Here is a 24,274-nt window from a genome sequence, read left to right on the forward strand (position 1 = left end):
AAATCGCTGGTTTGGTTCCAAGCAGATCCCACGTGAAAGCCCTACTCCGCGCACTGATCGGCCAAGGCATCGAAGCCTTGCGCGCCAACGGCACCCTGCCCGCCGACACCCTGCCGCCGGATTTTGTGGTCGAGCGACCCAAGACACGCGAGCACGGCGACTTCGCCACCAACGCCGCAATGCTGCTGGCCAAACCCGCGCGCAGCAATCCGCGCGCCCTGGCGCAGGCGCTGGTGGCCGCATTGCCGGCCAGTGAGGACGTGGCCAAGGTGGAGATCGCCGGGCCCGGCTTCATCAATTTCCATCTGGCGCCCACCGCGTATCAGCGCGAGGTGGCCCACGTGATCAAGCAGGGCAACGACTACGGTCGCGGTCTGGCCGGCAACGGCCGCTCGGTCGGCGTGGAATACGTCTCGGCCAATCCCACCGGCCCGCTGCATGTCGGCCACGGCCGCGCTGCGGCGATCGGCGACAGCCTGGCGCGCGTGCTCGATGCCAACGGCTGGAACGTCAAGCGCGAGTTCTATTACAACGATGCCGGCGTGCAGATCGAGAACCTGGCGCTGTCGGTGCAGGCACGCGCGCAGGGGCTCACCCCCGACAGCGAGGGCTGGCCGGAGAACGGCTACCGCGGCGACTACATCGCCGATGTGGCCGCGGCCTATCTGGCCGGCGATACCGTCGACCTGGAAGGCCACCTGGTCTCGGGCACCAAGGACCCGGCCGATCTCGAATCGATCCGCCGCTTTGCGGTGGCGTATCTGCGCAACGAGCAGAACCACGACCTGGCCGCGTTCCGCGTCGACTTCGATATCTATTTCCTGGAAAGCTCGCTGTACAAGGACGGCAAGGTCGAAGAAGCGGTGCAGAAGCTGATCGCGTCCGGCCACACCTACGAGGAAGGCGGTGCGTTGTGGCTGAAGTCCACCGACTTCGGCGACGACAAGGACCGTGTCATGCGCAAGTCCGACGGCACCTATACCTACTTCGTGCCGGACGTGGCCTATCACCTGACCAAGTGGCAGCGCGGCTACGAGCGCGCCATCACCGAACTGGGCGCCGACCACCACGGCTCGCTGACGCGCGTGCGTGCCGGCCTGCAGGCGATGGAGCTGGGTATCCCGCAGGGCTGGCCGGAATACGTGCTGCACCAGATGGTCACGGTGATGCGCGGCGGCGAGGAAGTGAAACTGTCCAAGCGTGCCGGCAGCTACGTCACCCTGCGCGACCTCATCGAAGAAACCAGCGCCGATGCGGTGCGCTGGTTCCTGATCGCGCGCAAGCCCGATTCGCAGCTCACTTTCGATATCGACCTGGCGCGCGCGCAGAGCAACGACAACCCGGTGTTCTACGTGCAGTACGCGCATGCACGGGTGTGCAGCGTGCTGCGCCAGGCGCAGGAAAAAGGCTTCAAGTACGAGCAGGCCAACGGTCTTGCCCAGCTCGCTCGGCTGGACGACGAGCACTCGCTCAACGTGATGCTGGAGCTGTCGCGCTATACGGAAGTGGTGGAAATCGCCGGCCAAACGCTGGAGCCGTACCAGATCGCCCAATACCTGCGTGAATTGGCGCACGCATTCCACACGTGGTATCACAACAGCAAAGTCCTGGTGGACGATGCCGCCGAGCGCGATGCCAAGCTCACGCTGGCGGTCGCCACCCAACAGGTGCTGGCCAATGGCCTGGAACTGCTCGGCGTCAGCGCTCCGGAAAAGATGTAATCGGGCGGTAGCTGTCGGACGCCATCGCAGGCAGCTGGCGCGGCGCATGGCACCGCGGTCAACGCCGGCCTGCAACCTCGGGCGCCGATGGCGCTCACCGGGCAATGAGCGCCGCAGCGTTCATTGCCTCAGCAAGTCGGGCCAGCTGGCCCGCAACGACATGATTCGGAGAAGTGGTAGATGGCAGCACGACGCGGTAAGAGTCAGGCCCGACGCAACACCAGCAATGGCACCCCCGGTTGGGTGTGGCTGGTGGCTGGCGCCGCGATTGCGGCAGTGATCTTCCTGGCCGCACCCAACCTGTTCAAAAAGGACGGCGACGGCTTCCTGCGCGTGGGCCCGCGTGCCAACCCGGATGCGCAGCCCGAGCCGGTGGCCGATGCCGACGTGGACACGCCGGCCGAATTGCCCAAGCCCAGCGTGCAGCCGCCCAAGCCGCAGGCCAAGCCCGGCGATGCGCAGACCCAGTACGACTTCTACACCTTGCTGCCCGGCAAGGAAGTGCAGATGTCCGATGCCGAACTGGCTGCCAGCGCGCGCGCCGAAGAAGCCGCGCGGGCGCGGGCGGCGCTGGAAGGCAAGCCGGTTGCGCCTGCACCCGGCGCCAGCGTTGCGGCCGCTACACCGGCCGCCAGCGTACCGATGCCGTTGAAGGAAACCACCGCCAGCGCACCCAAGCCGCTGCCTGAAACCGCGCCTGCACGTCCGGCCGCCACCCCGGCCCCGGCCAGTACCGCCGCGCTCACAGCGCCGGCCGCCGCTGCACCCAAGCCCACCGCAACCGCCGCCGCTGCGGCAGCGACGACGGCTGCCCCGGCGGTTGCCGACAACACCCGCTACATCCTTCAGGCTGGCTCGTTCGGCGCCTCGGGCGATGCCGAATCGACCAAGGCCAAGCTGGCGATGATGGGGTTGGCCGCACGCGTGGAATCGGCCGACATCAGCGGCAAGACGGTCTACCGCGTGCGCATGGGCCCCTACGGCAGCGCCAGCGAACTGGCTGAAGCCAAGCAAAAACTCACCGGCAGTGGCCTGTCCGCCATCGCGATCAAGGCGCAGTAAACGCGCGTGATACGGCGCATCGCTGGTGTGTTGCTGAGTGTGCTGGCGTGGGCCGGCCCGGCGCATGCCACCGATCAGCTTCCCGACATTATCCAGATCGACGACCAGCAGGCGACGCTGCTGGCCGAGCCGTTGTCGGGGCCGCTGGACGACCCAGCCACCTGGAAGCGCTTCGTGGCGCACGCCGGCAGCGCGCTGGGCAACTGCAGCGCCAACTGGCGCGGTTATCGCGCCGACTGGCGGCTGGACGGGCAACAGTTGTTGCTCGATCGCGTGGTCCTGGGTGCCTGCAACAATGCGCCGCCCACCCTGCCACTGGATGTGCTGTTCCCCGGCCAACCAGCGCCAGTGCCCGCTGTCTGGGTGGATGGCGAATTGATCGTCGAGCTGCCCGCCACGGCGACGACTGCGGCGCACGCATCGATCACATATGTGTTGCTGCGGCTGCGCCGTGGCCAAGTCGTCTCGCGCGAGACCTTGACCGAAGAGAAACTGCGTGCGCGGCGCAACGCAACGGTCAGCCCGCGACCTGTTCCCTGAATCTGGTTCTACGAATTCCCCTGTCCCCTGGAGTCCCCCATGTCCAAGACCGTCCTGATCACTGGTGCCACCTCCGGTTTCGGCAGCGCCGCCGTGCGCCGCTTCGCCGCAGCTGGCTGGAAGGTCATCGCCACCGGTCGGCGCGCCGAGCGCCTGCAGGCGCTGGCCGCTGAACTGCCGGCCGGGCAGGTGCATACCGCCGCGTTCGACATGCGCGATGCGCACGCCTTGTCGGCCGCGATCGACGCACTGCCGGTCGCATTCGCCGACATCGACGTGCTGGTCAACAACGCCGGCCTGGCGCTGGGCACCGCGCCCGCGCAGCAGGCGGACCTGGCGCAGTGGCAGCAGATGATCGACACCAATGTCACCGCGCTGGTCATGCTCACCCATCGCCTGCTGCCGGCATTGATCGCGCGCCGCGGTGCCATCATCAACATTGCCTCGGTCGCGGCGACCTACCCGTACACCGGCGGCAACGTCTACGGCGGCACCAAGGCCTTCGTGCAACAGTTTTCGCTGGGCCTGCGCGCGGACCTGCATGGCACCGGCGTGCGCGTGACTTCGATCGAACCCGGCATGGCCGAGACCGAATTTACGTTGGTGCGCACCGGCGGCAACCAGGCCGCCTCGGACACGCTGTACCGCGGCGCCACCCCGATGACGGCAGACGATATCGCCGAACAGATCTTCTACGTCGCCAGCCTACCGGCGCACTTGAACATCAACCGTTTGGAAATCATGCCGGTCACGCAGTCGTTCGCCGGGTTTCAGGTGGCACGCGACGCGCAGTGAAACATCGCGCCTGAGAAGCAGCTGGAAGTTGCAAGCGCGCAGCGTGCTAGAGACGTGGTGCACTGCGCTGCGTAAGCCCTCCGTTGCATCCAACGGAGCATCGAAAAGCCGCGCAGTGCGCGGCTTTTCGTTTCAACTCCCGCCCGTGCGTTGGATGAACTGCAGATCGCTCACGCCAGCTCGGCATCGCTGCGCACAGCTGCACGTCGCCGTAGCAGAACGCCACGCAACTGCAGGAACGGGCGTTCCACCGCGTAATGCAGCAATGCGCCTGCCACCAGCGCCACCGCGCCATACACCGCAAATGCCAGCACGCCTTTGCCATCCAGCGAGGCGCCAAACCAGCCCTGGGTCACATGGAACATCGCCTTGTGCGTCAGATATACGCTATAGGAAACAGCGGCCAACCAGGCGGCGCCCGGCACGCGTAGACGGCCAAGTGCGCTGTCGGTCGCGGTGCCTGCCACGACCAACAACGCCAGTCCCAGCGAAAGGACCGGCCAGCCCACTGCGTTGCCGAGCAGACCGGTGCGTTCGCGAAACAACCACATGGCCAGCACCAGTACGGCCACGCCGGCCAGCGCCCACGTGTTGCCGCGCTGCTGCAACCGCTGCCATGCCTGCGGGCGAAAGACGTTCAACATTGCCAGGACGACTCCGGCCAGCAAGCCGTCCAGTCGGTTCCAGGTGGGGTAATAGATATCTTCGACAAACCAGTTGCGCTGCTGGCCGCCGACGATCTGATCCAGCGCCGTGTTGTGCAGCCACACGCTCGTGCGCAATGCGATACCGGCGAGCACCACCGCCACGCACGCCGCGACCACGCGCCCGGCCGATGGACGCCGCAACAACAACGTCGCCAGCAACGGAAACACCAGATAAAAATGCTCTTCCACACATAGCGACCACGCGTGCGAGAACGCGGCCTGCTGGCCGTAATCGACGAACAGATTCAGGGTGAAGGTGACGAACATCCACCATGGCGCCAGCCCCGGCGACTCGCGGAAACCGGGCCACACCATGTAGATCGCCAACACCACCAAAAACGCCGGCAGGATGCGGAACGCGCGGCGCAGGTAGAAATCGGTGAAGTCCAGCGGCTTGCCGCGCGACAGCGGGGTCAGCACTTGGGTGCCGATCAGGAAGCCGCTCAGCACGAAGAACAGGTCCACCCCCATCCAGCCGTAGCGCGACAGCCACTCCCAGTCCGGCCCCAGCCCGCCGACCACAAACGAATGGAACAGCATCACCCAGACGATGGCGATGCCACGCAACAGGTCCAGAGCGGGATAGCGCATACGGGCGAGATCAACCGAGGGAGCCCGATTGTGCCGCATGCCGGCAGCGCGCAGTGCGTCGCTGCCAACGACGCACTGCCGCACCACGCTGCAGTGCGCGTATCAAACGCTGCGTTGGATGCGCAGCGTCGCCACGCTTATGCGATGGCGTGCTGCGCGGTCCGTGCCGTCGCTGCGGGCGTCACTGCCGTCGGTCGAAGCAGTTGCCAGGCTTCCAGCTGATCGACCGCATTGCGCACGCCGTCTTCCTCGCGAATCCGTTGACCGAGTGCGTGCGCGGCCGCACGCATGGCCGGCGTACTCGCCTGCTGGATCGCAGCGGCCAGGGTTTGCGGCTGCAATCCGGCACGCGCGAGCGCTGGCGGCGCAACGCCGCGCTGGGCCAGGCAATACGCCCAGAACGGCTGGTCGTAACCAAAGGGCAGCACCACCGAGGGAATCCCCGCCGCCAACGCGGCACCGCTGGTGCCGGCGCCGCCGTGATGCACTGCCACCGACACGCGCGGGAACAGCCAATCGTGCGGTGCCTGTTCCAGATGGAAGAAGCGCTCGGCGTCATCAGCGGCAGCGGCGTCCCCGGCCCCCAGACCGCCCCAGCCGCTGGCCAGCAACGCGCGCTGCCCGGTCAGTCGCACTGCTGCCTTGACCGTGGCAGTGAGCTGCGCGACGGCGCTGCTGGTCATGCTGCCGAAGCCGATATACAGCGGCGGCGGCCCGGCTTGCAAAAACGCCTGCAGCGCGGCCGGCGGTTGCCACTGCGACGGTGGCAGCTGCCAGAAGCCGCACACCTGTGCGCCTTCCGGCCAGTCTGGCGGGCGCGGGCACACATGCGCGCTATAGCCGTAGATCACGCGTAGCGCGCTGCGATCCGGACCGACCCACGGATACCCCGGCAGCCCCAATGCCGGACGCACGATGTCGTTGAAGGCCGGCCGCATCAGCTGCCAGCCGACAAAGCGCATCAGGCGATGCAGTGCCACGCTGACCCTTCCAGGCAGACGCAGGTTGGGCGTCAGCATCAACGGCAGGTGGCGCGACTCGGTGAGCGGCTGCAACTGCGCAAACGCCACCGGCACGCCATACGCCTCGCCCAGACTATGTACGAGGAAACTGGCACTGCCCACGCCCAGGATCAAGCCGGCATCGACACACGCCGCGCGGCCCTGCGCGGGCCAATCGCGCGCCCACTCCAGCAACTTCTTGCGCAAGATGCCAGAAGCACCGCGCATCTCGGCAACGTCCGGATGGTCTTTCAACAGCTGCTGGAGATCGCCGCTGAGCGGGAAGAATGCCAGGCCGTTGGCACGGATCAACGTCTCGAAGTTCGCACTGGTCAGCACCCGCACCGGGTAACCGCGCTGCTGCAGGCCAAGGGCCAGCGCAATGATCGGGCGCACGTCCCCATGCGTGCCAAGGGTGGCGATCACCACCGGGCGCTGGCCTGCCGAATCGGCGCTGGACTCAGGCATATTCGGTCACTCCGTCGCTGGCGACCGCACTACGGCCGGCATGCTCTACAGCCCGCGCAGTCCGCGCAGCCTCTGCGGTGGCAGAGTGCAGCAATGTGCTGAGCGCAGCCGAATGCGTCGACGAGAGCATCGAATGGTGGTCACTGTCTAGAACATGCAGTTGCAAGTTGCGCACGTACGGGTGCCACGCCTGGGGACGGTAATCCACCCACAGTGCATCGTCGCCGCCGGAGCTCATGCGCACGCTCGCTTCGACAAACACCACATCCTGGTCCAGCTGCTTGGGCCGATGACGCCGCGCCAGGTGCAGATGATGCTGGGTGAGCCCGCCCAGATCGTCCAGCAAGGTGGGACGTTGCTCGAGCAACTGGCGCACTGCAGGCAACTCGGTCAGCCCGTAGTGATCGCACAACACGCTGGCAAGCTCGGCGACCGTGGTCGGCATCGGTTGGTTCGGCGCCAGGGTCAGCCCCAATGCGTGTACCGAGGCGCGCACATTGTCAGCCTCCGGCAGCAAGGCGGCCCGTTCCAGATGCGGATAGCTGTCCAGCATTGCCAGCAACTGGACCTCTTCGCCGAGTGCATGCAACTCGGCAGTGATGGCATGCGCAATCAGACCGCCCAACGACCAGCCAATCAGCCGATACGGTCCATGCGGCTGCACCGTGCGCATACGCGCCAAGTAATCGCGGGCGATCGCCTCGATACTTTCCGGGCGATGCTCCGGGTCGCTCAAGGCCGGCGATTGCAAGGCATACACCGGCCAGTGCGGATCCAGCTGGCCGAGCAAGGTGAGATACGACCAGCCCAGGCCGATGACCGGGTGGATGCAGAACAGCGGCGTGGTGCCGGCCGTGCCTGCACGCAGCGGCAGCAGCACGCTCAGCGGGTCATTGGGCGTGTGTGCGCTGCGCTTGATCACCTCGGCCAGGCCGGCGATCGTCGGCGCATGGAACAACGTGCCTAGTGGCAGTTCCACACCAAACATCTGTGGGAAACGCGCGGCCATTTCCGCCGCACGCAGCGAATCGCCACCGAGCTCGAAGAAGTTGTCGTCAACGCCCACCACTTCGATGCCCAGCACCTCCTGCAGCATCGTTGCCAACTGGCGTTCAAGCGCATCGCGCGGCGCCAGGTGCGCGCGTTGCGGCAATGCGCCGGGCGCCGGCAATGCACGCCGATCCAGCTTACCGTTGGGGGTCAACGGCAACGCTTCCAGCGGCACCCACAGGGTAGGAATCATCGATGCTGGCAGGCGCTGCTGCAGATGCGCGCGCAGCAGCTCGACCGATGGCGTGTTGCCATGCTTGCCCACCACATAGGCCAGCAGTTGCACAGCATGATCGCCATCGCTGTGGCCCACCACGACCGCCTGCGCCACCTGCGAATGCAGCAGCAAGGCGCTTTCGATTTCGGCAGGCTCCACCCGATGTCCGCGGATCTTCAGCTGCGCATCGGCACGCCCGATGAATTCCAGCAGGCCGTCGGGACGATGACGCACGCGGTCGCCAGTGCGGTACATGCTGCTGCCATCGTCTGCGAACGGGTCGCGCATGAAACGCTCGCTGGTCAGCTGGCGCTTGCCGCGATAGCCCTTGGCCACGCCCGCGCCGCCGATATACAACTCGCCGATTGCGCCGGTCGGCAGCGGTTGCCGCTGCGCATCGAGCACATAGACGCGCGTATTGAGCAGCGGCCTGCCGATCGGCGGTGCGGCGGCATCGGTCAGCTGCAACGGCATGATGGTCGACCAGATCGTGGTTTCGGTCGGCCCATACAACTGGGTCAGGCGGCCCACCCGGCTCAGCAATTGCGTGGCCAGTTCCGGCACCAATGCCTCGCCACCGATCAAGGCGTGGATGCGATCCAGCACCAGATCCTCATTGGCCAGCAGGATGCGCCACAGCGATGGCGTGGCCTGCACCACGCTGATCTGTTCGTCCGCGATCAGGCGCGACAGGCTGCGCGGATCGTGGCTGATGCCGGCCGGTGCGATGACCACACGTGCGCCCACCAGCAACGGCAGGTACAACTCCAGCCCGGCGATATCGAAGGTAATGGTGGTGACTGCCAGCACCCGATCGCGTGGACGCAATGCCAGCTCGTGCTCCATCGCATGCAGGAAATTGAACAGGTTGCGATGGCTGATTTCCACGCCCTTGGGCGCGCCGGTGGAGCCGGAGGTGTACAGCACGTAGGCGGTGCCGTCGGGCGTGGCGAGCGGTGCGATCGCCTCCGGCAACACGGCCGGGCGCGGATCCAGCCAGACCATGCCGCCGAGCAGATAACGCTCGCACAGTGCCGGTTCGCAGACCAGGCCGATGGCACCGGAATCGTTGAGCATCTGACGATTGCGCGCGGCTGGGCTCTCCGGATCCAGCGGCAGATACGCTGCACCACTCCACATCACTGCCAGCAACGCCACCAGCAATTGTTCGCTGCGCGGCAACGCCACCGCGACCACATCGCCAGGTCCTACGCCATCGGCCACCCACTGCGCGGCGATGCGCGAGGCAAGCTCGCACAGCGTGGCGTAATCAAGCGTGCGGTTGTCGTATTGCGCCACCACCGCCGCAGGCATCAACTCGGCGCGTTGCAGCATGCCGTGCAACAACGTGGCCGGTTCCGGCAACGGCGCTGCGGTGTTGTTCCAGGCGTGCAGCAAACGCCGGCGTTCGCTATCGCCGAGTACATCGACCTGGCCAAGCGCGCATTCCGGATCGGCCAGCACTGCATCGGCCAGATGGGTCAGACGGCGGCAGTGTTCGGCCAGCTCCTCGCTGTCGTACAAGGCCGGGTTGGCATCCAGATCGAAACGCAGGGCAGAGCCATCGCCGCGTTCGTAGCAGAAGATGGTCAGGTCGTCGGCCGGGCCATTGGAAAGGTTGTGCGGCACCGCGTACGCCTCGCCGAAGCGCAAGGTGTAGTCGAAGGCCTCGATGTTCACCGCCAGGCGCGCAAACTTCTGCTCCATCCCGAACATGCCCAGATCGCGGCGCACGTCCTCGAAGCGATATTGCTGATGGCGCAGGGCATGCCGGACCACCGACGACACCTGCGCGAACAAGGTATGGATCGGCTGCTGCGGGTCCATTTTCAGCCGCAGCGAAATCACGTTGGCCACCAGGCCGGCGGTCTGCCGATAGCGCGCATTGATGCGGCCGGTCACCGGCATCGCCAGCACCAGATCCTCGGCGCCTGTGCAGCGGTAGTAGTAGGCCGCAATCAGCGAAATCAGCATCTGCGGCAGGCTGGCGCCGTATTGCTTGCCCAGCGCGCGCAGACGCACCACCTGTTTCGGCGAGAACTGCCCGGTACCACGCAACAACCCGGTGGACAGATGATTACCCGGCCGCGCCAGCGTCGCCGGCGGCGGCAGATCGGCCAGCTGCTGCATCCAGTACTCTCGGTCGCGCTGGAACCGATCGGAGTCGCGATAGTGCTGTTCCATTTCGAGCAGCGACAGTGCACTGCCGTACTGCGCAGGCTCGGGCTCGACGTCAGCCACATAGGCGTTATAGAGCACAGCCATGCGCTGCATCATGATCGACGCGCAATAGCCGTCCATCACCAGATGGCTCACGCATTGCACCCATATATGATGATCTTCGCCAAGACGGAACACTGCGCACTGCCATAGCGGCCCGTTCTGTAGATCTTCCGGCTTGCGGATTTCTTCGTCGATCCAATGTTCGGCGGCGTTACGCGGAGCAGGGTCCGAGCTGACGTCGAAGTACGGAATCGTGCCGTTGTAAGCGGGCAGGACCACCTGCGAAGGCACGCCTTCATGCTCGACGATACAGAGTCTCAGCGTATCGAACTCGTGCGTCAGCTGCATGCTGGCGCGGATCAGCACCTGCGGGTTCAGTGGGCCGAACATTTCCAATACTTCGGCCAACATCAAGGTGTTGTCGGTGTGCAACTTGTTGGCCACCCAAAGGCCACGTTGCGCTTTGGTCAGGGGAAAAACGGGAGAGGCGTCAGCGTGCATGGCGTGCATCCTTCTGGTGTGGCGCGCAGTCCGTCGACACCTCTCAACCGTCATGCGGTCAATGGACGCCGAATCAGCACCTGGCTTAAGAAAACGAGGGGGTAAGAAACACCGCCGACTACCGGCAATGACCGGCAATACGCGATGGAAACGCACGATGAAGACGCACAGCACAGCGACTCGCACAATCGAACAACGATGTGCAGGTAACTAATTGGAGCACTTGTATCCCGACAAGTTAAACGAACACTAACAATTCGCGCGGGACCGAAACCGTGCAAAAATCACGAAAATCGCGTGATAGCTAAATATTTTTTACCGAAGTGTGATTTGAACTGGTGTTCTGGATGCATACATCCGCTCCAATTCGGCGCCGCATCTGGCGCAGGTCGGCTCCACGCCGTGCACGCGGCCTGGTCGGCGATAAGCACTGATTTCCAGGCAAATACACGTACGCAACGGTATATCCGACGCCACGTTGAATAAGACCATTTCCCAATAAACGTTGCTGGAATTGCGTTATTGGGAAATCACTTTATGAGAGAAATGCGCTTTCAACGTGTCAGCGCTTATCAGCGAGCACGATCACGCAATCGTCGTCTGCGTGTCATCGACGTGCAACACAACACGTGACCGAACGTGAGGCAGACCGATCGCAAGGCGAAGGTCGGGTGGGTTTCTTCGATGCAACGACGTCCATCGGCAGAAGCGAGCCAGACCGCAGTCGACCGAAAGACACGACGGCGGGACCACGCAGTGACGACTGAGCGGCCCACATCCGCCAGGCAGGCGATACAGCTGCCCTACGTTCCAGCGGCATTCGCGGCAGTGACACGTGACAGCTGTGCCACGCACTGCACCACCGTCGCTGCGGCACAGGCCGCAGCGCATGCGAGATCAGCCCAACGGTTCGTCGGATAGATAGGTGTAGCCGGTCAAGCCGGCCTCCAGCGCAGCGCTGAGTTCCTGCGCGCGCTCGGGCGACAGGTGCGCGGCAGCGATGCGCTCGGCATAGGTGGCACGCAGCGTGGCCAGTTGGTAGCCCACGTAATCCAGCATCACGTCGGTGGTATCGCCGCGACGCTGCTGCACGATGCGATAGCCATCGCCATCCACCGCCACTTCCACCGCATCGGTATCACCGAACAGGTTATGGATATCACCGAGGATTTCCTGGTAGGCACCCACCAGGAAGAAGCCGATGCGATAGCTCTCACCGGCGTTCAAGCTGTGCAGCGGCAACGAGCTGTCCAGGCTTTCGTTCTCGACATAGGTCTTGACCATGCCGTCGGAATCGCAGGTCATGTCGGCGATGATGCCGCGCCGCTGCGGCGCTTCGTTCAAGCGTTCGATCGGCACGATCGGGAACACCTGATCGATCGCCCACACGTCCGGGATCGACTCGAACACGCTGAAGTTGACAAAGTACTTGTCCACCAGCCGCTCGTTGAGCTCGTCCAGCACCGGGCGATGGCTCTTCTCGTCGAAGCTCAGCCGCGCACGCACGCCGTGGGCAATGGCATAGAACAAATCGTCGATGCGTGCACGGTGGGTCAGGTCGATCTGGCCCAGTGCATAGGCGCTCAAGCCTTCGGCATGGAAGTGCTGCGCTTCCTGGAACAGTTCCACTGCCGGGCGCACGTCGAGCTCGTCATGGATCTCGCGCAGGTGGCGGATCGCCGCCGGTTCGTCGGCGTGCGCGTCCGGCACGCGGCCTTCGGGCGCCTGCTCCACTTCCGAGACGTTGGCGATCAGCACCGCGTGGTGCGCGGTCATCGCGCGCCCGCATTCGGTGACGATGCGCGGCGGCGGCAGGCCGTGTTCTTCGCAGGCGCTGGCCAGCGGCTGCACGATGTTGCTGGCGTACGAATGCAGGCCGTAGTTGATCGAGCAATAGCTGCGTGAGCGCGTGCCTTCGTAATCGATGCCCAGGCCGCCACCGACATCCACGTGGCTGATCTTCGCGCCCAGGCGCGAGAGCTCCACGAAATAGCGCGTGGCCTCGCGCATGCCGTTGGCGATGTCGCGCACGTTGGAGATCTGCGAGCCCATATGGAAATGCAGCAGATTCAGGCTGTCGGCGTACTCGGTGTCACGCAGCGTTTTCCACAGGTCCAGCACCTGGCGCGGCGAGAGACCGAACTTGGCCTTGTCGCCGCCGCTGTTCTGCCACTTGCCCGCGCCGAGCGAGGCCAGGCGCATGCGCACGCCCAGGCCCGGCCTGACGTCCAGCGCGCGCGCCTCTTCCAACACCAAGGTCAGCTCGGAAGGCTTTTCGATGACGATGAAGGTCTGCAGGCCCAACTTGCGGCCGATCAGTGCCAGGCGGATGTATTCGCGGTCCTTGTAGCCGTTGCAGACGATCAGCCCGCCCGGACGCGACAGCGCCAGCACCGCCATCAGCTCCGGCTTGCTGCCCGCTTCCAGGCCGAAACCGTCGCCATGATGGCTGGCCAGGGTGCCGGCCACGCCGCGGTGCTGGTTCACCTTGATCGGATACACGGCCGTGTAGCCGCCGGCGTAATCCCATTCGGACTGCGCCTGCGCGAACGCTGCCTGCAGCTTGCCCAGGCGCTGGCCCAGGATGTCCGGGAAGCGCACCAGTAGCGGCAGCTTGGCGCCGGCCGCGCGCGCGGCATCCACCACCTCGGGCAGCGACACCGCCGGGCCATCGGCAGTCGGGGTGACCACCACGTGTCCGGCAGCGTTCACATCGAAATACCCATCGGCCCAATGCGGGATCGAGTAGGTCTTGCGGGCTTGGTCGAGGGACCAATCGCTCATTTCGTTGTCTCGGCTGGGGCAAAAAGGGCGTGAAGTGTAACGCCTGGCACGCGCAGGGTCCGTTACAATCCGCGCCGACTTCACACCCTGCTCCTGACCGGATCGGGGTCGAGCAAGGGTCAGCCGCTGCGCAGTGTGCGCTGCACGAGGCGACGCCCGACCCTCATCCGGCGCCACGCGCCACCTTCTCCCGCCGGGAGCAGGAACAGCCCGCTTCTTCTAGATTAGGACGTCCGCATGAGCACCAACGACAACTGGTACATCGAACACTTCCAGCCGACCGGTTCGGCCATCGGCTTTCGCATCAGCGGCAAGCTGGACGAGGTGCAGTCTCCATTCCAGAAGATCGAGATCTACCAGACCACCGACTGGGGCAAGCTGATGCTCATCGATGGCGCGGTGATGCTGACCAGCCGCGACAATTTCTTCTACCACGAGATGATCAGCCACCCGGCGCTGTTCACCCACGCCGCGCCCAAGCGCGTGGTGATCATCGGCGGCGGCGACTGCGGCACCCTGCGCGAGGTGCTCAAGCACCCGGGCGTGGAAAGCGCCACCCAGTGCGATATCGACGAGCAGGTCACCCGCATGTCGGAGACGTATTTCCCCGAGCTGTGCGATTCCAACCACGATGCGCGCGCCGAGCTGCTGTTCGACGACGGCGTGGCCTACATGGCCAATTGCCCGGCCGGCAGCGTGGATATCGTGATCGTCGATTCCACCGACCCGGTGGGCCCGGCCGAAGGCCTGTTCAACAAGGCCTTCTACGAGAGCTGCTTCAAGGCGCTGAAGGACGACGGCATCCTGGTGCAGCAGTCCGAATCGCCGCTGGCGCTGCTGGCGCTGATCAACGAAATGCGCACCGAAATGGGCAAGGCCGGCTTCCAGTCGTTCAAGACCCTGCCGTTCCCGCAGCCGTGCTACCCCACCGGCTGGTGGAGCGTGACCATGGCCAGCAAGCAGGCCAACGCCGACTTCGCCTTCCGCCAGGCCGATGCCCAGTCCAAGGGCTTTGAGACGCTCTACTACACCGCCCACCTGCACACCGGCGTGCTGGTGGCGCCGCCGTTCGTGGCCAAGGCGCTGGGCGAGTAAGCGCGACAAGCCAACCGCCGCCGGCCGGACCGGGCGGTGCTCGCACTCGCAGCGCAGGCATGGTCGCGGGTGATTCGTGGCACCGGCCGTGCCCGCCTGGCAGTGCGTAACAGGTGTTTGGCAGCTGCTTTTTGCGTGACACCGCCTGCGTGCCTACAGTGCGCGGGCCGATGCGCTAGCGCACCGTTTCGGCCTGTCCTGATCGCGCAACGGCGGTCGCGTGTGAGGTCAGAGGGCGGCCAGCGGCCCTCCGGAGCGGCAATCAATCGACAACGCAGCCGTACGATGGACGCGTCAGTGATTCGCGACCGTTGCTGCGTCACCGATGGCGATCTATCGCGCGGCGCGTTCAAAGCCGACCAACGCGCGCTGTGCCAAGTGGCCTATAACCGCCCCAGCACTTCGGTTTTCTTGGCGTCGAATTCGTCCTGCGTGATCAGCCCCGCATCCAGCAATTGCTTGAGCTTGCTCAGCACCTGTATCGGATCGTCGGTGGCAGGGGCAGGCGTGGGCTGAGATGGCACCGCCGTGCCGGGCGCACCCGGTGCATGCACCACCACGCCGCCGGCGGCCGCACGCAGCTTGTCGATCTCCAGCTGCTGGCGTTTTTCGTAGGCGGATTCTTCCACCTGCTGCGCATAGGCATACACGCGCCGCGCCTGTTTCTTGGGGAGGCTGTCGATGGATGCGTAGGCGCCTTGCGTGGTGCGGCACATGATGGTGGCCCCGAGCATCTGTTCGCTCATGTGCACATCGAGCACCTCGCGCCAGGGGAAATCGCGGAACGTCATGCCGAACAATTTCGGGTAGACCACGATGAACCTGCGGTTGGTCAGCACCACCGCGTCCGGCGACAGGTTCATCACCATCTTCTTCTGCACGGCGATGTACTCGACCTGCTCGTCGCGGGTCAGCAGCTCGGTGACCTTGGGCAGGATCTTGCCCACTGCCGCCGGATCCTGCTCGTCTGTCAAAAACTGCGCCAATGCGTCCATCTGCCCTCGCCTACGGCTGAATCATTGCGTTGAGCGCGACACTACAACACCCCGCATGGATGGCTGCGCAATGCCGATACCTGTCTGCGGCGCAGCTTCAAACGGGGTTGCTGTCTGCTGCATCGCGGCTGCCATGCGGCCTGCTGCAGCAGGGCGAGCGCTGCCGCCCGCCCGTCGTTGCCGTTGACCCACATCAGAAGCGGATTTCGGCTCCGAAGCTCAGCACTTCCGCACGGTGGATCGTGAGGTCTTCGTAGTCGTCGTAATACGCGTCAGCGTAGACGTAATTCGTGTAAAGCGCGCTCAAGCTGACGTGCTTGCCGATATCCACACCGAGACCGGCGCCCACGTACGCGCCATAAACGCGTTCGTTGTAGTCCTCACCCTTCGCCGTGCCGCCCCAGTAGCCCAGCCGCACGAGCGCAAATACCGGGACATCGCCAAAGTTGAAGCGTGCCGTTCCACCGATGCTGCCAAAGTCCACGTTTGGAATGACAACGAAGCCGTCCGCGTCCCTGGAACCATCCACTTTCCCGGTTGCGGCTTCGATGCCGATCAATGTGACTGGACCTGCGCGCCAGCGGTAGCCGACGTTGAAGCCCTGCATATCCTGCTTGCCGTTTTCAAACACCTTGGCTTTGCCACTCTGCACACCAAGGAACATGCCGCTCTTGAGGCGTTGCTCTTCTTCGCGCGGCGGCGGCGGTACGTAGGCAGGCGCGGCAGGGACTGCCTGCGCCGACGTCTGCTCGGTCACCGTGCCGAATCCGCCAGGCTCGCCGAGCTGGCTGGCGCCACTTCCACCGACAACGGCCGGTGCTCCGCCGATGCCCGCTTGCGCGGGGCGCGCCGACTGCGCAGCCGGCGCGGTGATGCCCTGCGTGCCGGTCTGCTGCTGCTTTTGCTGTTGACGGTAACTGTCCCAGCCGCGCGACAACGATTGCGCCGAGGCCTGAGCCGCGACGCCGAACGCCGTGCAAGCCAACAGCAGTGTTGCGGTCCTTTTCATCGCATCCCCCTCAATGAGTCGTACTCCATCGTTCCCGCATCCTTGCGCACGCAGGGGTCACCTGACGGCGTCTGGAAGTGGCGCAGTTGCTGTCGAAATTCGGGGGCTTTCCCGGCATCACCGGATGTCGTACGACATCGATCCAGGCGCCGCCCAAAGAGCGTGCCCGTGCTAACGCGTGATGCAGCCCCCTTGACCGCAGCCGGCACAGTGTCTGGAGTCTCAGTAGCTGTCAAGAAGTGATGTGACCATTGCCGCGCAGCCACCGGCCCGAGGTGCCTAAGCGCTGACTAGGAGCCAGGCATCGCTGGCGATAGGACAACGCTACTTACCGCTGGCGTTGCCCGCATCAGTCGCCGGCGCGCAGCCATAAAGCGGAAAAAAATTCCGCCAAGCGCCTGATCAACAAAGCCGTTCCACCTCCAGAACATTACATTTATTAAATAAATGTAATTTCAGTACTCGCAAGTTCTAAAATTATCCAGGCCGATCCCCCCTCGATTATCGTGAACCTGTGCAACGCGTGACATCTCCGCGCCGCCAGGGTCCGGAGAACTGCCATGCATTACCAGCCGCTGGATGTGTCCAGCCTGCACCTCGTCACTCCCGTTCTGCTCAAGCAAGGCACCCGGCTGCTCGAGCCCGACGTCTACCGCACCCACATGGATGGGCAGCTGGCGGTGGTCAAGGACTACGGCCGCTATCGCCGCACGCTGTTGGCGCCCATCGCGCGGTTGATGGTGCGCCACGAGGCCAGGATGCTGCGGCAGCTGCAGGGCTGGCGGCATGCACCGGCCTTGCTCGGCACGCTAGGCGGCCTGGCGTTGGGCATGGAATGCATTCCCGGCGACACGCTCAGCACCAGCACCGTCGTGGGCCAGGACGTCTTCCAGCAATTGCAGCAGGCGCTGCGCCGGTTGCATGCGCTCGGCATCACCCATAACGATCTGCATGGCACCAATGTGGTGGTCAGTGCGGGCGTGCCGGTCCTGATCGATTTCACCTCCGCGTGGCGATTCCCGCGCTGGCTGCAGCGCGGTAGGCTGGCACGTCAGCTGCAACGGAGCGACGTGGCCAACTTTCACAAAATGCGCCAGCGCCTTGCCGGCATCGCGCCGACTGCCGACGAATCCGCACGCAGTGCCGAACCGCGCTGGGTACATGCGATTCGCAGCGGCTGGAAGCGGCTGTATCGGCGCTTGAAAAGTATTGTGTGATCAGCGCTGCTGACGAAAAGCAGCTGAACACATTGCGTCATGCCACCTGCTGCGCTGCAGATGGCAATGGCGCTGCCGTGTTTGCATGCACAGCTACGCCAATGGTCGCCCAGGCGCGCAGCTGTGTCTGCGTACTACCCCATCACTTTGCTGCTGCCGGATCGGCGACTGCCGGCTCGCGATAGGCGATCAAGCGCGGCGCCTGCGCGATGAAGCGGTCGAGCACGCCGTCGGCGATCTTGACCGGGCCACCAAAGCGGGTCGCGCCGGGAATCGACGGAACCGCAGCAGAGACCGCGGCGCGTGCAGCCGCCTCGGCGAACAATGCGGGCGCTTCGGTGTCGCCGCGATTTGCCGCATCCAGCCCGGCTGCCGTCTTCTGCAACGCGCCGCCCCAGCCTTCCATCGCGATCAGCCAGGGGCGCGATTGCTCGGCAAAGCCCTGGTCAGCCACGCCCTCGCGAATGATCTGCGGCGCCGCAGCCATCTCGTCGGCAGTGCGCGCCAATTCGGCAATCGCCTGCGTGCGCGCTGCAGCATCGCCGAGTGCGATCGCTTCGCGCACATGATCGAGCACGGCCTTCAAACGTGGCGCCTGTTCCTGCCACGGCTGGCTACCGAAGGTGGGCGCCAAGTGCTGGGTATCGAAGAAGGTCAGCAATGCCGCGGTGACTCGCGCATCGCCGCCGGCCAGATCACGCGCTGCCGCATGCCAGGTGCGTTGCGCGTCGTAGTCGTTGTCGTTCCAGGCGAACGCGGTCAGTCCCATCACTGCAACGCGGCTGGGAACTTCCTGGTTCATCGGGTTGGACACGATGCCGGACAGCTCGGCCGACAGGCCGGCCTCGCGCCGCGCATACGGCGCCATCAGCAAGCGCCCGGCAGAGGTTTCGAAATCATTGACCGGGTAGTTGTCCCACAGCAGCGTCTTGCGGCCGAATGCCTTGGTGGCAGCACGCGCGTCGGGGATGGAAATGGCCGGCGGCACCACGTCGGTACCGGTCCACTGCACCACGATCTTCGGGTCCAGGTGCTTGCGCAGCGCTTCCTTGTACGGGCTCTCTTTGGCGTCGTAATACTCGGTCGGCACCATGATCAATTCCGACCTAGCGTCGTGGCGGGCGACCAGATCGGCCTGCACCAGATTGAGCAGATGCGACTGCGCGATGCCCGCCGCCTGCGCGCCGGACTCACCGAAGGTGGTCTTGTCGCGCTCGCAATTCCACTTGGTGTATTCGATGTCGTCCAACGCCACATAGAAGCTGCGCACGCCCAACGCGCGGAATGCATCGAACTTGCGCAGCAGCGCCTTTGCATCGGCCGGATCGGAGAAGCAAACCGTGGGGCCGGGCGAAATCGCGTAGACGAAATCGACATGATTGCGCTTGGCGGTGGCGGCCAATTTGCCCAGCGCCTGCAACGTCGCTTTCGGGTACGGATCGCGCCAGCGATCGCGCGCGTAGGGGTCGTCCTTCGGGCTATAGATGAAAGTGTTGGCCTTGGTGCGGGCGAGGAAATCGATGTGCTTGCTGCGGTCGCTCATCGACCACGGGGCGCCATAGAAGCCTTCGATCGTGCCGCGGATCGGCATGGCCGGGTAATCCTGGATCGTCAGCGCCGGGATCGCTGGTCGCTCGACCAGCTGACGCAGCGTCTGCGCCGCATGGAACAGGCCATCACCGTCGTGGCCGGCCAGCGTGATCAGGCTACCGCGGTCCAGCGCAACGCTAGCCAGCGTATAGCCCTCCTTGTGGGTGTCCTGCGTCGCCTTGCTACGCGTCAATGCATCGCGCACCACTGCCGCATCGCCGGTGCCGAGCACGACGTGCGGGCGGTCCAGCGTGGCAGGCAAGCGCGTAGCGGTCGCAATCTTGGTGACACCGGCGCTGCCGAGAATGCTGCGCACCAGCGCGACGGTGGCCTTGTCCGCGCCAGGTGCGACCACCAGCACCACTGAACGGCCCAAGGTGACCGTCGCGCCGTCTAGGGTGATCGATACCGGCGTCGGATAGATCGCTGGCTGGGTGACCGGTTCGGTCGCCACCTGCGCCAATGCCGGTGCAGCCATGCCCAGCGCCACCACTACCGAAAACAGGCGCACGCCCGGCTTGCTGTTGCGTCGCTTCATGTCGAACTCCGGTATTGGAATGGTATTACGCATTAGAGTAGGCAAGTCGCGGGGCGGCGACAAGCGCGGCCGGGATTGCCAACCGGCCAGCACTCAAGAGTGCCGTATCATCACTTCAGCCTGCCTCTCCATGGCAATCCACGGACGCTCGGCTGCGATACTCGGCGGTATTGAAATGGTATGAAATGCGGACGGCAACTGTGGTGCCTGACTGCGGCGGCTTGGCCCGTCCGCACCCAACCGTGCATCAGCGTCAGTGATGCGCTGCGCAGCCAACGCAGTCAGCGCGCGCGGCGCGCGGACGCAAGGCCTGAGCGGCCCGAGATCCCTGCGATCGGTGCAATGCCTGCAATACGCCTGATCCAGCGCCGCCAGTGGCATTACTGCCTCAGCAATACGCGGCCTCGGAAGCGCAGTTGCGCGGGCAGAGGGGGTAAAACCCCTCATCACCTGCAGCGCGCACCTCGCCCCTGGCACGCAGCGACCTCAACGTCGCGACCTTACAGTGCGTCGCTATCCAGTTCGCCGGTGCGGATGCGCACCACCGTGCCCAGGTCGTATACGAACACCTTGCCGTCTCCGATCTTGCCGGTGCCGGCCGCCGCGACGATCGCCTCGACCACGCTTTCGGCCTGGTCGTCGGTCACTGCCACCTCGATCTTCACCTTGGGCAGGAAATCGACCACGTATTCGGCGCCGCGATACAGCTCGGTGTGGCCCTTCTGACGTCCGAAGCCCTTGACCTCGGTCACCGTGATGCCCGCCACCCCACAGCCGGCGAGCGCTTCGCGCACATCGTCGAGCTTGAACGGTTTGACGATGGCCATGATCATTTTCATCGGTGCAGTACCAAGGGCATGACGGGGCGCGCAGCATACCGTGGACGGGGGCAACACTCATCCAACCGCGCACTGCCGTCACCGCAGACGACAGCCGAATGGGACTATTCTTACCGCCTGCCGACTGCCTTGCCGATGTCCCGCGTGTCCCGGCCTGCACTAGGCTTCCTACGGACCTGCGGAGAACACCATGATCGATTTCAATCAGCTCGACGACCTCGCACGCCGCCTCAGCGACCTAGTGCCGCCGGGCCTGCGCCAATCGCGCGAAGAACTGCAGAGCACTTTCAAGGGCGCGCTGCAGGCCGGGCTGGGCAAGCTGGACCTGGTCACCCGCGAAGAATTCGACGTGCAGCGCGCGGTGCTGTTGCGTACCCGCGAAAAACTCGACGCGCTGGAGCAGACCGTCGCCGCACTGGAGGCGCGCGCGCCCGGCACGCCGCCCGCTGCGCCGCCCACCACCCCCTGAGTTAGGCCACCCACCATGAGTCTGGCGCTGGTGCATAGCCGTGCCCGCGTGGGGGTGCATGCGCCTGAGGTTCGGGTGGAAGTGCATCTGTCCGGCGGTCTTCCCTCTACCCAGATCGTGGGCCTGCCCGAAGCGGCAGTGCGCGAATCACGCGAGCGCGTACGTGCTGCCCTACTGTGCGCACAGTTCGAATTTCCCGCCCGGCGCATCACCATCAATCTGGCGCCGGCCGATTTACCGAAAGAAGGCGGCCGGTTCGATTTACCGATCGCACTCGGCATCCTGGCTGCCAGCGGGCAGATCGACCGCCAGGCTCTGGCCGATTACGAATTCCTCGGCGAGCTTGCGCTCACCGGCGAGCTGCGCGGCGTCGATGGCGTGCTGCCCGCGGCGCTGGCGGCCGCGCAAGCAGGGCGACGGCTGATCGTGCCGCTGGCCAACGGCGCCGAAGCCGCAATTGCCGGGCACGTCGAAGCCTTCACCGCGCGCACGCTGCTCGACGTCTGCGCCACGCTCAACGGCAGCCAGAAAGCGCCTGCCGCCGAGTTGGCGGTGCAGGCGCTCGGCGCCCGCGCCCTGCCCGACATGGCCGATGTGCGCGGGCAACCGCACGCCCGCCGCGCGCTGGAGATCGCCGCTGCCGGTGGGCATCATCTCCTTCTGGTCGGCAGCCCAGGCTGCGGCAAGACCTTGCTGGCCTCGCGCTTGCCAGGCCTATTGCCCGAAGCCAGCGAAGCCGAAGCACTGGAAACTGCGGCCATTACGTCCATCAGCGGCCGCGGGCTGGATCTGGCCCGCTGGCGGCAGCGGCCATATCGGGCTCCGCACCACACTGCCAGTGCAGTCGCGCTGGTGGGCGGTGGCGCGCATCCGCGCCCCGGCGAGATTTCGCTGGCGCACAACGGCGTCTTGTTCTTGGACGAATTGCCCGAGTGGCAACGACAAACCCTGGAAGTGCTGCGCGAGCCCCTGGAGTCGGGTCTGGTCACGATCTCACGCGCGGCGCGCAGCGTGGATTTCCCGGCACGCTTCCAACTGGTCGCAGCCATGAACCCGTGCCCGTGCGGCTGGGCGGGCGATGGCAGCGGGCGCTGCCGCTGCAGCAGCGACAGCATCCGCCGCTACCGCAGCCGCATCTCCGGCCCGTTGCTGGACCGCATCGATCTGCATGTCGAAGTGCCACGCCTACCGCCGCAGGCGCTGCGCAGCGGCAACCTTGGCGAGGACAGCGCCAGCGTGCGTGGCCGCGTGGTCGCCGCACGGCAGCGCCAGCTTGCGCGCGGAGCGCTGCCCAATGCGCAACTGGATCAGCCCGACACCGACCGGCATTGCCGTCTGCAACACGACGATCAAGTGCTGCTTGAGCGCGCCATCGAACACCTGCAGCTGTCCGCACGCTCGATGCATCGCATCCTGCGCGTGGCACGCACCATCGCCGATCTCGACAACAGCGCGGACATCGCCACGCGCCATCTGACCGAAGCGATCGGCTATCGCAAACTGGATCGCGCACTGAGTGCGGCCAGCGCGGCATAGCGTGTTCGGCATGGCACTTTGAGGCGCGTCATTCGCAAGCAATGCGCGCACTTGCCGGCCAGGCACTGCGAAGCGTCCATATTGTTAGGAAGCTACGTATATGTGGGGGCGCTATGATTTGCCGCCGCGATGGTCATCGCGTGCCAATGGATCAGCGGCGCGGACTTGGGCAGCAATGGCCACATTGTGCCAAACGCCAGTGCGCACAGCATCGATGTCCTCGCACACACCGCCGCTCCCGGCACGGCCGCATGCCTGACATCCCAACGTGTATTTCATGGCGATGCACGTACAACAGGCGCCACTCCATCGTGCAGAGGCCTGTATGAGCCACCACCCCGAACTCGCCACTGTCCCCTCGCTGGATCTGAATCGCTATCTGGGCACGTGGTACGAAATCGCCCGCCTGCCGATCCGCTTCGAGGATGCGGACTGCACCGATGTATCGGCGCACTACACTCTGGAAGACGACGGCAATGTGCGTGTGCAAAATCGCTGCCTCACTGCAGAAGGCGAGCTGGAAGAAGCGATCGGCCAGGCACACGCGATCGACGACACGCACAGCCGGCTGGAGGTGACCTTCTTGCCAGAGGGCCTGCGCTGGATCCCCTTCACCAAGGGCGATTACTGGGTGATGCGCATCGACGCCGCTTACACCGCTGCACTGGTCGGCAGCCCCGATCGAAAGTACCTGTGGCTGCTGGCACGGTTGCCGCAGCTGGACGAAAACATTGCGCAGGCCTATCTGGCGCACGCACGCGAACAAGGCTTCGACCTGGCACCGCTAATCCACACACCGCACACTGGGCGACTGACCGAGCAACCGCTTCCGTAACCCGGGAGCCGTCCTCGGGACTCGGGACTCGGGACCGAGAGTCTCGACCTGCACATCCCGTATGCATCGGTCCACAGGCATGATCGCCATGCATGCTGCAGGCGATCACGCGCAGGGCACGCCGTAGGTCGACCAGCGTGCCGCTAGCACGTCGCCTGCGGTCAGCCGTTGAGCGTGCCCAGATCCTTGGCGGCCGCCTGGGCGCCTTCCAGGCTGTCGAAGGCCACGCCGGTATCGCCGACCACGTACTTGGTCAGTTCCCCGTCGCGGGTGGTTTCCTGCATCTTGAAAATCGGCACTGCATCGGTGCCGCCGACGCGTTCTTTCTGCGTTGTCATGGGTGATTCCTCCAGTGAAAGCGCCTTGCATGGGACCGGATTGTCCCGCCGCTCCCGTCCGGGAGCGCAGACGATCCGACCCTAACGCGGCATCGGGTGGAGGCGCGTGAATCCGCAGGCGACCCCGACTGCAATGATGCGGCGCAAGGCAAT

At 65.0% G+C, this 24,274-nt stretch carries 18 protein-coding genes; 9 read left to right on the forward strand and 9 right to left on the reverse strand.

Annotation, left to right across the window (positions count from 1 at the left end; all coding sequences use genetic code 11):
* Positions 1–32 precede the first annotated feature (32 nt).
* From argS to XpruCFBP8353_RS17700, 4 genes are all read left to right on the forward strand, one after another.
* The gene (gene argS / locus XpruCFBP8353_RS17685) at positions 33–1,721 is read left to right on the forward strand and encodes an arginine--tRNA ligase (protein ID WP_101364388.1); all 1,689 of its coding nucleotides are present in this window, start codon (positions 33–35) and stop codon (positions 1,719–1,721) included.
* A gap of 180 nt (positions 1,722–1,901) precedes the next feature.
* The gene (locus XpruCFBP8353_RS17690; protein ID WP_101364389.1) at positions 1,902–2,783 is read left to right on the forward strand and encodes an SPOR domain-containing protein; all 882 of its coding nucleotides are present in this window, start codon (positions 1,902–1,904) and stop codon (positions 2,781–2,783) included.
* A 6-nt stretch (positions 2,784–2,789) separates the two neighbouring features.
* Positions 2,790–3,323, forward strand: coding sequence for a hypothetical protein (locus XpruCFBP8353_RS17695; RefSeq protein ID WP_101364390.1), 534 nt, complete (start codon positions 2,790–2,792; stop codon positions 3,321–3,323).
* Positions 3,324–3,362: 39 nt separating this feature from the next.
* Positions 3,363–4,118, forward strand: coding sequence for an SDR family NAD(P)-dependent oxidoreductase (locus tag XpruCFBP8353_RS17700; RefSeq protein ID WP_101364391.1), 756 nt, complete (start codon positions 3,363–3,365; stop codon positions 4,116–4,118).
* Between the two features lie 170 nt (positions 4,119–4,288).
* Here the strand turns inward: XpruCFBP8353_RS17700 and XpruCFBP8353_RS17705 are convergent, their stop codons facing one another.
* From XpruCFBP8353_RS17705 to speA, 4 genes are all read right to left on the reverse strand, one after another.
* Complete coding sequence (locus XpruCFBP8353_RS17705; protein WP_101364392.1) at positions 4,289–5,416, reverse strand: acyltransferase family protein; 1,128 nt, start codon at positions 5,414–5,416, stop codon at positions 4,289–4,291.
* 137 nt (positions 5,417–5,553) lie between these two features.
* Positions 5,554–6,885, reverse strand: a complete 1,332-nt coding sequence (locus XpruCFBP8353_RS17710) for a glycosyltransferase (RefSeq protein ID WP_101364393.1) — start codon at positions 6,883–6,885, stop codon at positions 5,554–5,556.
* A complete protein-coding gene (locus XpruCFBP8353_RS17715; RefSeq protein WP_101364485.1) occupies positions 6,878–10,876 on the reverse strand; it encodes a non-ribosomal peptide synthetase in 3,999 nt (1,332 codons plus the stop codon). The genes XpruCFBP8353_RS17710 and XpruCFBP8353_RS17715 overlap by 8 nt, the downstream gene beginning before the upstream one ends.
* Positions 10,877–11,773: 897 nt before the next feature.
* A complete protein-coding gene (speA, locus tag XpruCFBP8353_RS17720) occupies positions 11,774–13,660 on the reverse strand; it encodes an arginine decarboxylase (RefSeq protein WP_101364394.1) in 1,887 nt (628 codons plus the stop codon).
* A gap of 237 nt (positions 13,661–13,897) precedes the next feature.
* Between speA and speE the strand changes: the two genes are divergently transcribed.
* Complete coding sequence (gene speE / locus XpruCFBP8353_RS17725; RefSeq protein WP_101364395.1) at positions 13,898–14,755, forward strand: polyamine aminopropyltransferase; 858 nt, start codon at positions 13,898–13,900, stop codon at positions 14,753–14,755.
* A gap of 383 nt (positions 14,756–15,138) precedes the next feature.
* Here speE and XpruCFBP8353_RS17730 read toward each other — a convergent pair whose 3' ends face one another.
* Positions 15,139–15,750 carry a PH domain-containing protein gene (locus XpruCFBP8353_RS17730; protein WP_101364396.1) on the reverse strand — a complete coding sequence of 204 codons (612 nt, stop codon included), beginning with the start codon at positions 15,748–15,750 and terminating at the stop codon, positions 15,139–15,141.
* 193 nt (positions 15,751–15,943) lie between these two features.
* Positions 15,944–16,759 carry an outer membrane beta-barrel protein gene (locus XpruCFBP8353_RS17735; RefSeq protein ID WP_101364397.1) on the reverse strand — a complete coding sequence of 272 codons (816 nt, stop codon included), beginning with the start codon at positions 16,757–16,759 and terminating at the stop codon, positions 15,944–15,946.
* 560 nt (positions 16,760–17,319) lie between these two features.
* On the opposite strand from XpruCFBP8353_RS17735, the gene XpruCFBP8353_RS17740 reads away from it, so the two are divergent.
* Entirely contained in the window at positions 17,320–17,976 is a 657-nt protein-coding gene (locus XpruCFBP8353_RS17740; RefSeq protein WP_162301105.1) for a protein kinase family protein, read from the forward strand.
* A gap of 142 nt (positions 17,977–18,118) precedes the next feature.
* Here XpruCFBP8353_RS17740 and XpruCFBP8353_RS17745 read toward each other — a convergent pair whose 3' ends face one another.
* Together XpruCFBP8353_RS17745 and XpruCFBP8353_RS17750 are read right to left on the reverse strand one after the other, a co-directional pair.
* Positions 18,119–20,104 carry a beta-N-acetylglucosaminidase domain-containing protein gene (locus tag XpruCFBP8353_RS17745; protein WP_101364398.1) on the reverse strand — a complete coding sequence of 662 codons (1,986 nt, stop codon included), beginning with the start codon at positions 20,102–20,104 and terminating at the stop codon, positions 18,119–18,121.
* A 500-nt stretch (positions 20,105–20,604) separates the two neighbouring features.
* Complete coding sequence (locus XpruCFBP8353_RS17750) at positions 20,605–20,943, reverse strand: P-II family nitrogen regulator (RefSeq protein WP_101364399.1); 339 nt, start codon at positions 20,941–20,943, stop codon at positions 20,605–20,607.
* A 190-nt stretch (positions 20,944–21,133) separates the two neighbouring features.
* Here XpruCFBP8353_RS17750 and ubiK point away from each other — a divergent pair, with 190 nt between their 5' ends.
* From ubiK to XpruCFBP8353_RS17765, 3 genes are all read left to right on the forward strand, one after another.
* The gene (ubiK, locus tag XpruCFBP8353_RS17755) at positions 21,134–21,412 is read left to right on the forward strand and encodes a ubiquinone biosynthesis accessory factor UbiK (protein ID WP_064632685.1); all 279 of its coding nucleotides are present in this window, start codon (positions 21,134–21,136) and stop codon (positions 21,410–21,412) included.
* A 15-nt stretch (positions 21,413–21,427) separates the two neighbouring features.
* The gene (locus XpruCFBP8353_RS17760) at positions 21,428–22,948 is read left to right on the forward strand and encodes a YifB family Mg chelatase-like AAA ATPase (RefSeq protein WP_101364400.1); all 1,521 of its coding nucleotides are present in this window, start codon (positions 21,428–21,430) and stop codon (positions 22,946–22,948) included.
* Positions 22,949–23,273: 325 nt separating this feature from the next.
* On the forward strand, positions 23,274–23,783 hold the full coding sequence (locus tag XpruCFBP8353_RS17765; protein WP_101364401.1) for a lipocalin family protein: 510 nt from the start codon (positions 23,274–23,276) through the stop codon (positions 23,781–23,783).
* A 161-nt stretch (positions 23,784–23,944) separates the two neighbouring features.
* On the opposite strand, the gene XpruCFBP8353_RS24000 is transcribed toward XpruCFBP8353_RS17765, so the two are convergent.
* Positions 23,945–24,121, reverse strand: a complete 177-nt coding sequence (locus tag XpruCFBP8353_RS24000) for a hypothetical protein (RefSeq protein ID WP_010374782.1) — start codon at positions 24,119–24,121, stop codon at positions 23,945–23,947.
* Positions 24,122–24,274 lie beyond the last annotated feature (153 nt).

Source organism: Xanthomonas prunicola, assembly GCF_002846205.1.
GTDB lineage: Bacteria > Pseudomonadota > Gammaproteobacteria > Xanthomonadales > Xanthomonadaceae > Xanthomonas > Xanthomonas prunicola.

Coding starts and splice junctions, on each gene's coding strand:
- XpruCFBP8353_RS17690 (WP_101364389.1), top strand. CDS start 1,902: ATGGCAGCACGACGCGGTAAGAGTCAGGCCCGACGCAACACCAGCAAT.
- XpruCFBP8353_RS17700 (WP_101364391.1), top strand. CDS start 3,363: ATGTCCAAGACCGTCCTGATCACTGGTGCCACCTCCGGTTTCGGCAGC.
- XpruCFBP8353_RS17705 (WP_101364392.1), bottom strand. CDS start 5,416: ATGCGCTATCCCGCTCTGGACCTGTTGCGTGGCATCGCCATCGTCTGG.
- XpruCFBP8353_RS17710 (WP_101364393.1), bottom strand. CDS start 6,885: ATGCCTGAGTCCAGCGCCGATTCGGCAGGCCAGCGCCCGGTGGTGATC.
- XpruCFBP8353_RS17715 (WP_101364485.1), bottom strand. CDS start 10,876: ATGCACGCTGACGCCTCTCCCGTTTTTCCCCTGACCAAAGCGCAACGT.
- speA (WP_101364394.1), bottom strand. CDS start 13,660: ATGAGCGATTGGTCCCTCGACCAAGCCCGCAAGACCTACTCGATCCCG.
- speE (WP_101364395.1), top strand. CDS start 13,898: ATGAGCACCAACGACAACTGGTACATCGAACACTTCCAGCCGACCGGT.
- XpruCFBP8353_RS17730 (WP_101364396.1), bottom strand. CDS start 15,750: ATGGACGCATTGGCGCAGTTTTTGACAGACGAGCAGGATCCGGCGGCA.
- XpruCFBP8353_RS17735 (WP_101364397.1), bottom strand. CDS start 16,759: ATGAAAAGGACCGCAACACTGCTGTTGGCTTGCACGGCGTTCGGCGTC.
- XpruCFBP8353_RS17740 (WP_162301105.1), top strand. CDS start 17,320: ATGCATTACCAGCCGCTGGATGTGTCCAGCCTGCACCTCGTCACTCCC.
- XpruCFBP8353_RS17745 (WP_101364398.1), bottom strand. CDS start 20,104: ATGAAGCGACGCAACAGCAAGCCGGGCGTGCGCCTGTTTTCGGTAGTG.
- XpruCFBP8353_RS17750 (WP_101364399.1), bottom strand. CDS start 20,943: ATGAAAATGATCATGGCCATCGTCAAACCGTTCAAGCTCGACGATGTG.
- ubiK (WP_064632685.1), top strand. CDS start 21,134: ATGATCGATTTCAATCAGCTCGACGACCTCGCACGCCGCCTCAGCGAC.
- XpruCFBP8353_RS17760 (WP_101364400.1), top strand. CDS start 21,428: ATGAGTCTGGCGCTGGTGCATAGCCGTGCCCGCGTGGGGGTGCATGCG.
- XpruCFBP8353_RS17765 (WP_101364401.1), top strand. CDS start 23,274: ATGAGCCACCACCCCGAACTCGCCACTGTCCCCTCGCTGGATCTGAAT.
- XpruCFBP8353_RS24000 (WP_010374782.1), bottom strand. CDS start 24,121: ATGACAACGCAGAAAGAACGCGTCGGCGGCACCGATGCAGTGCCGATT.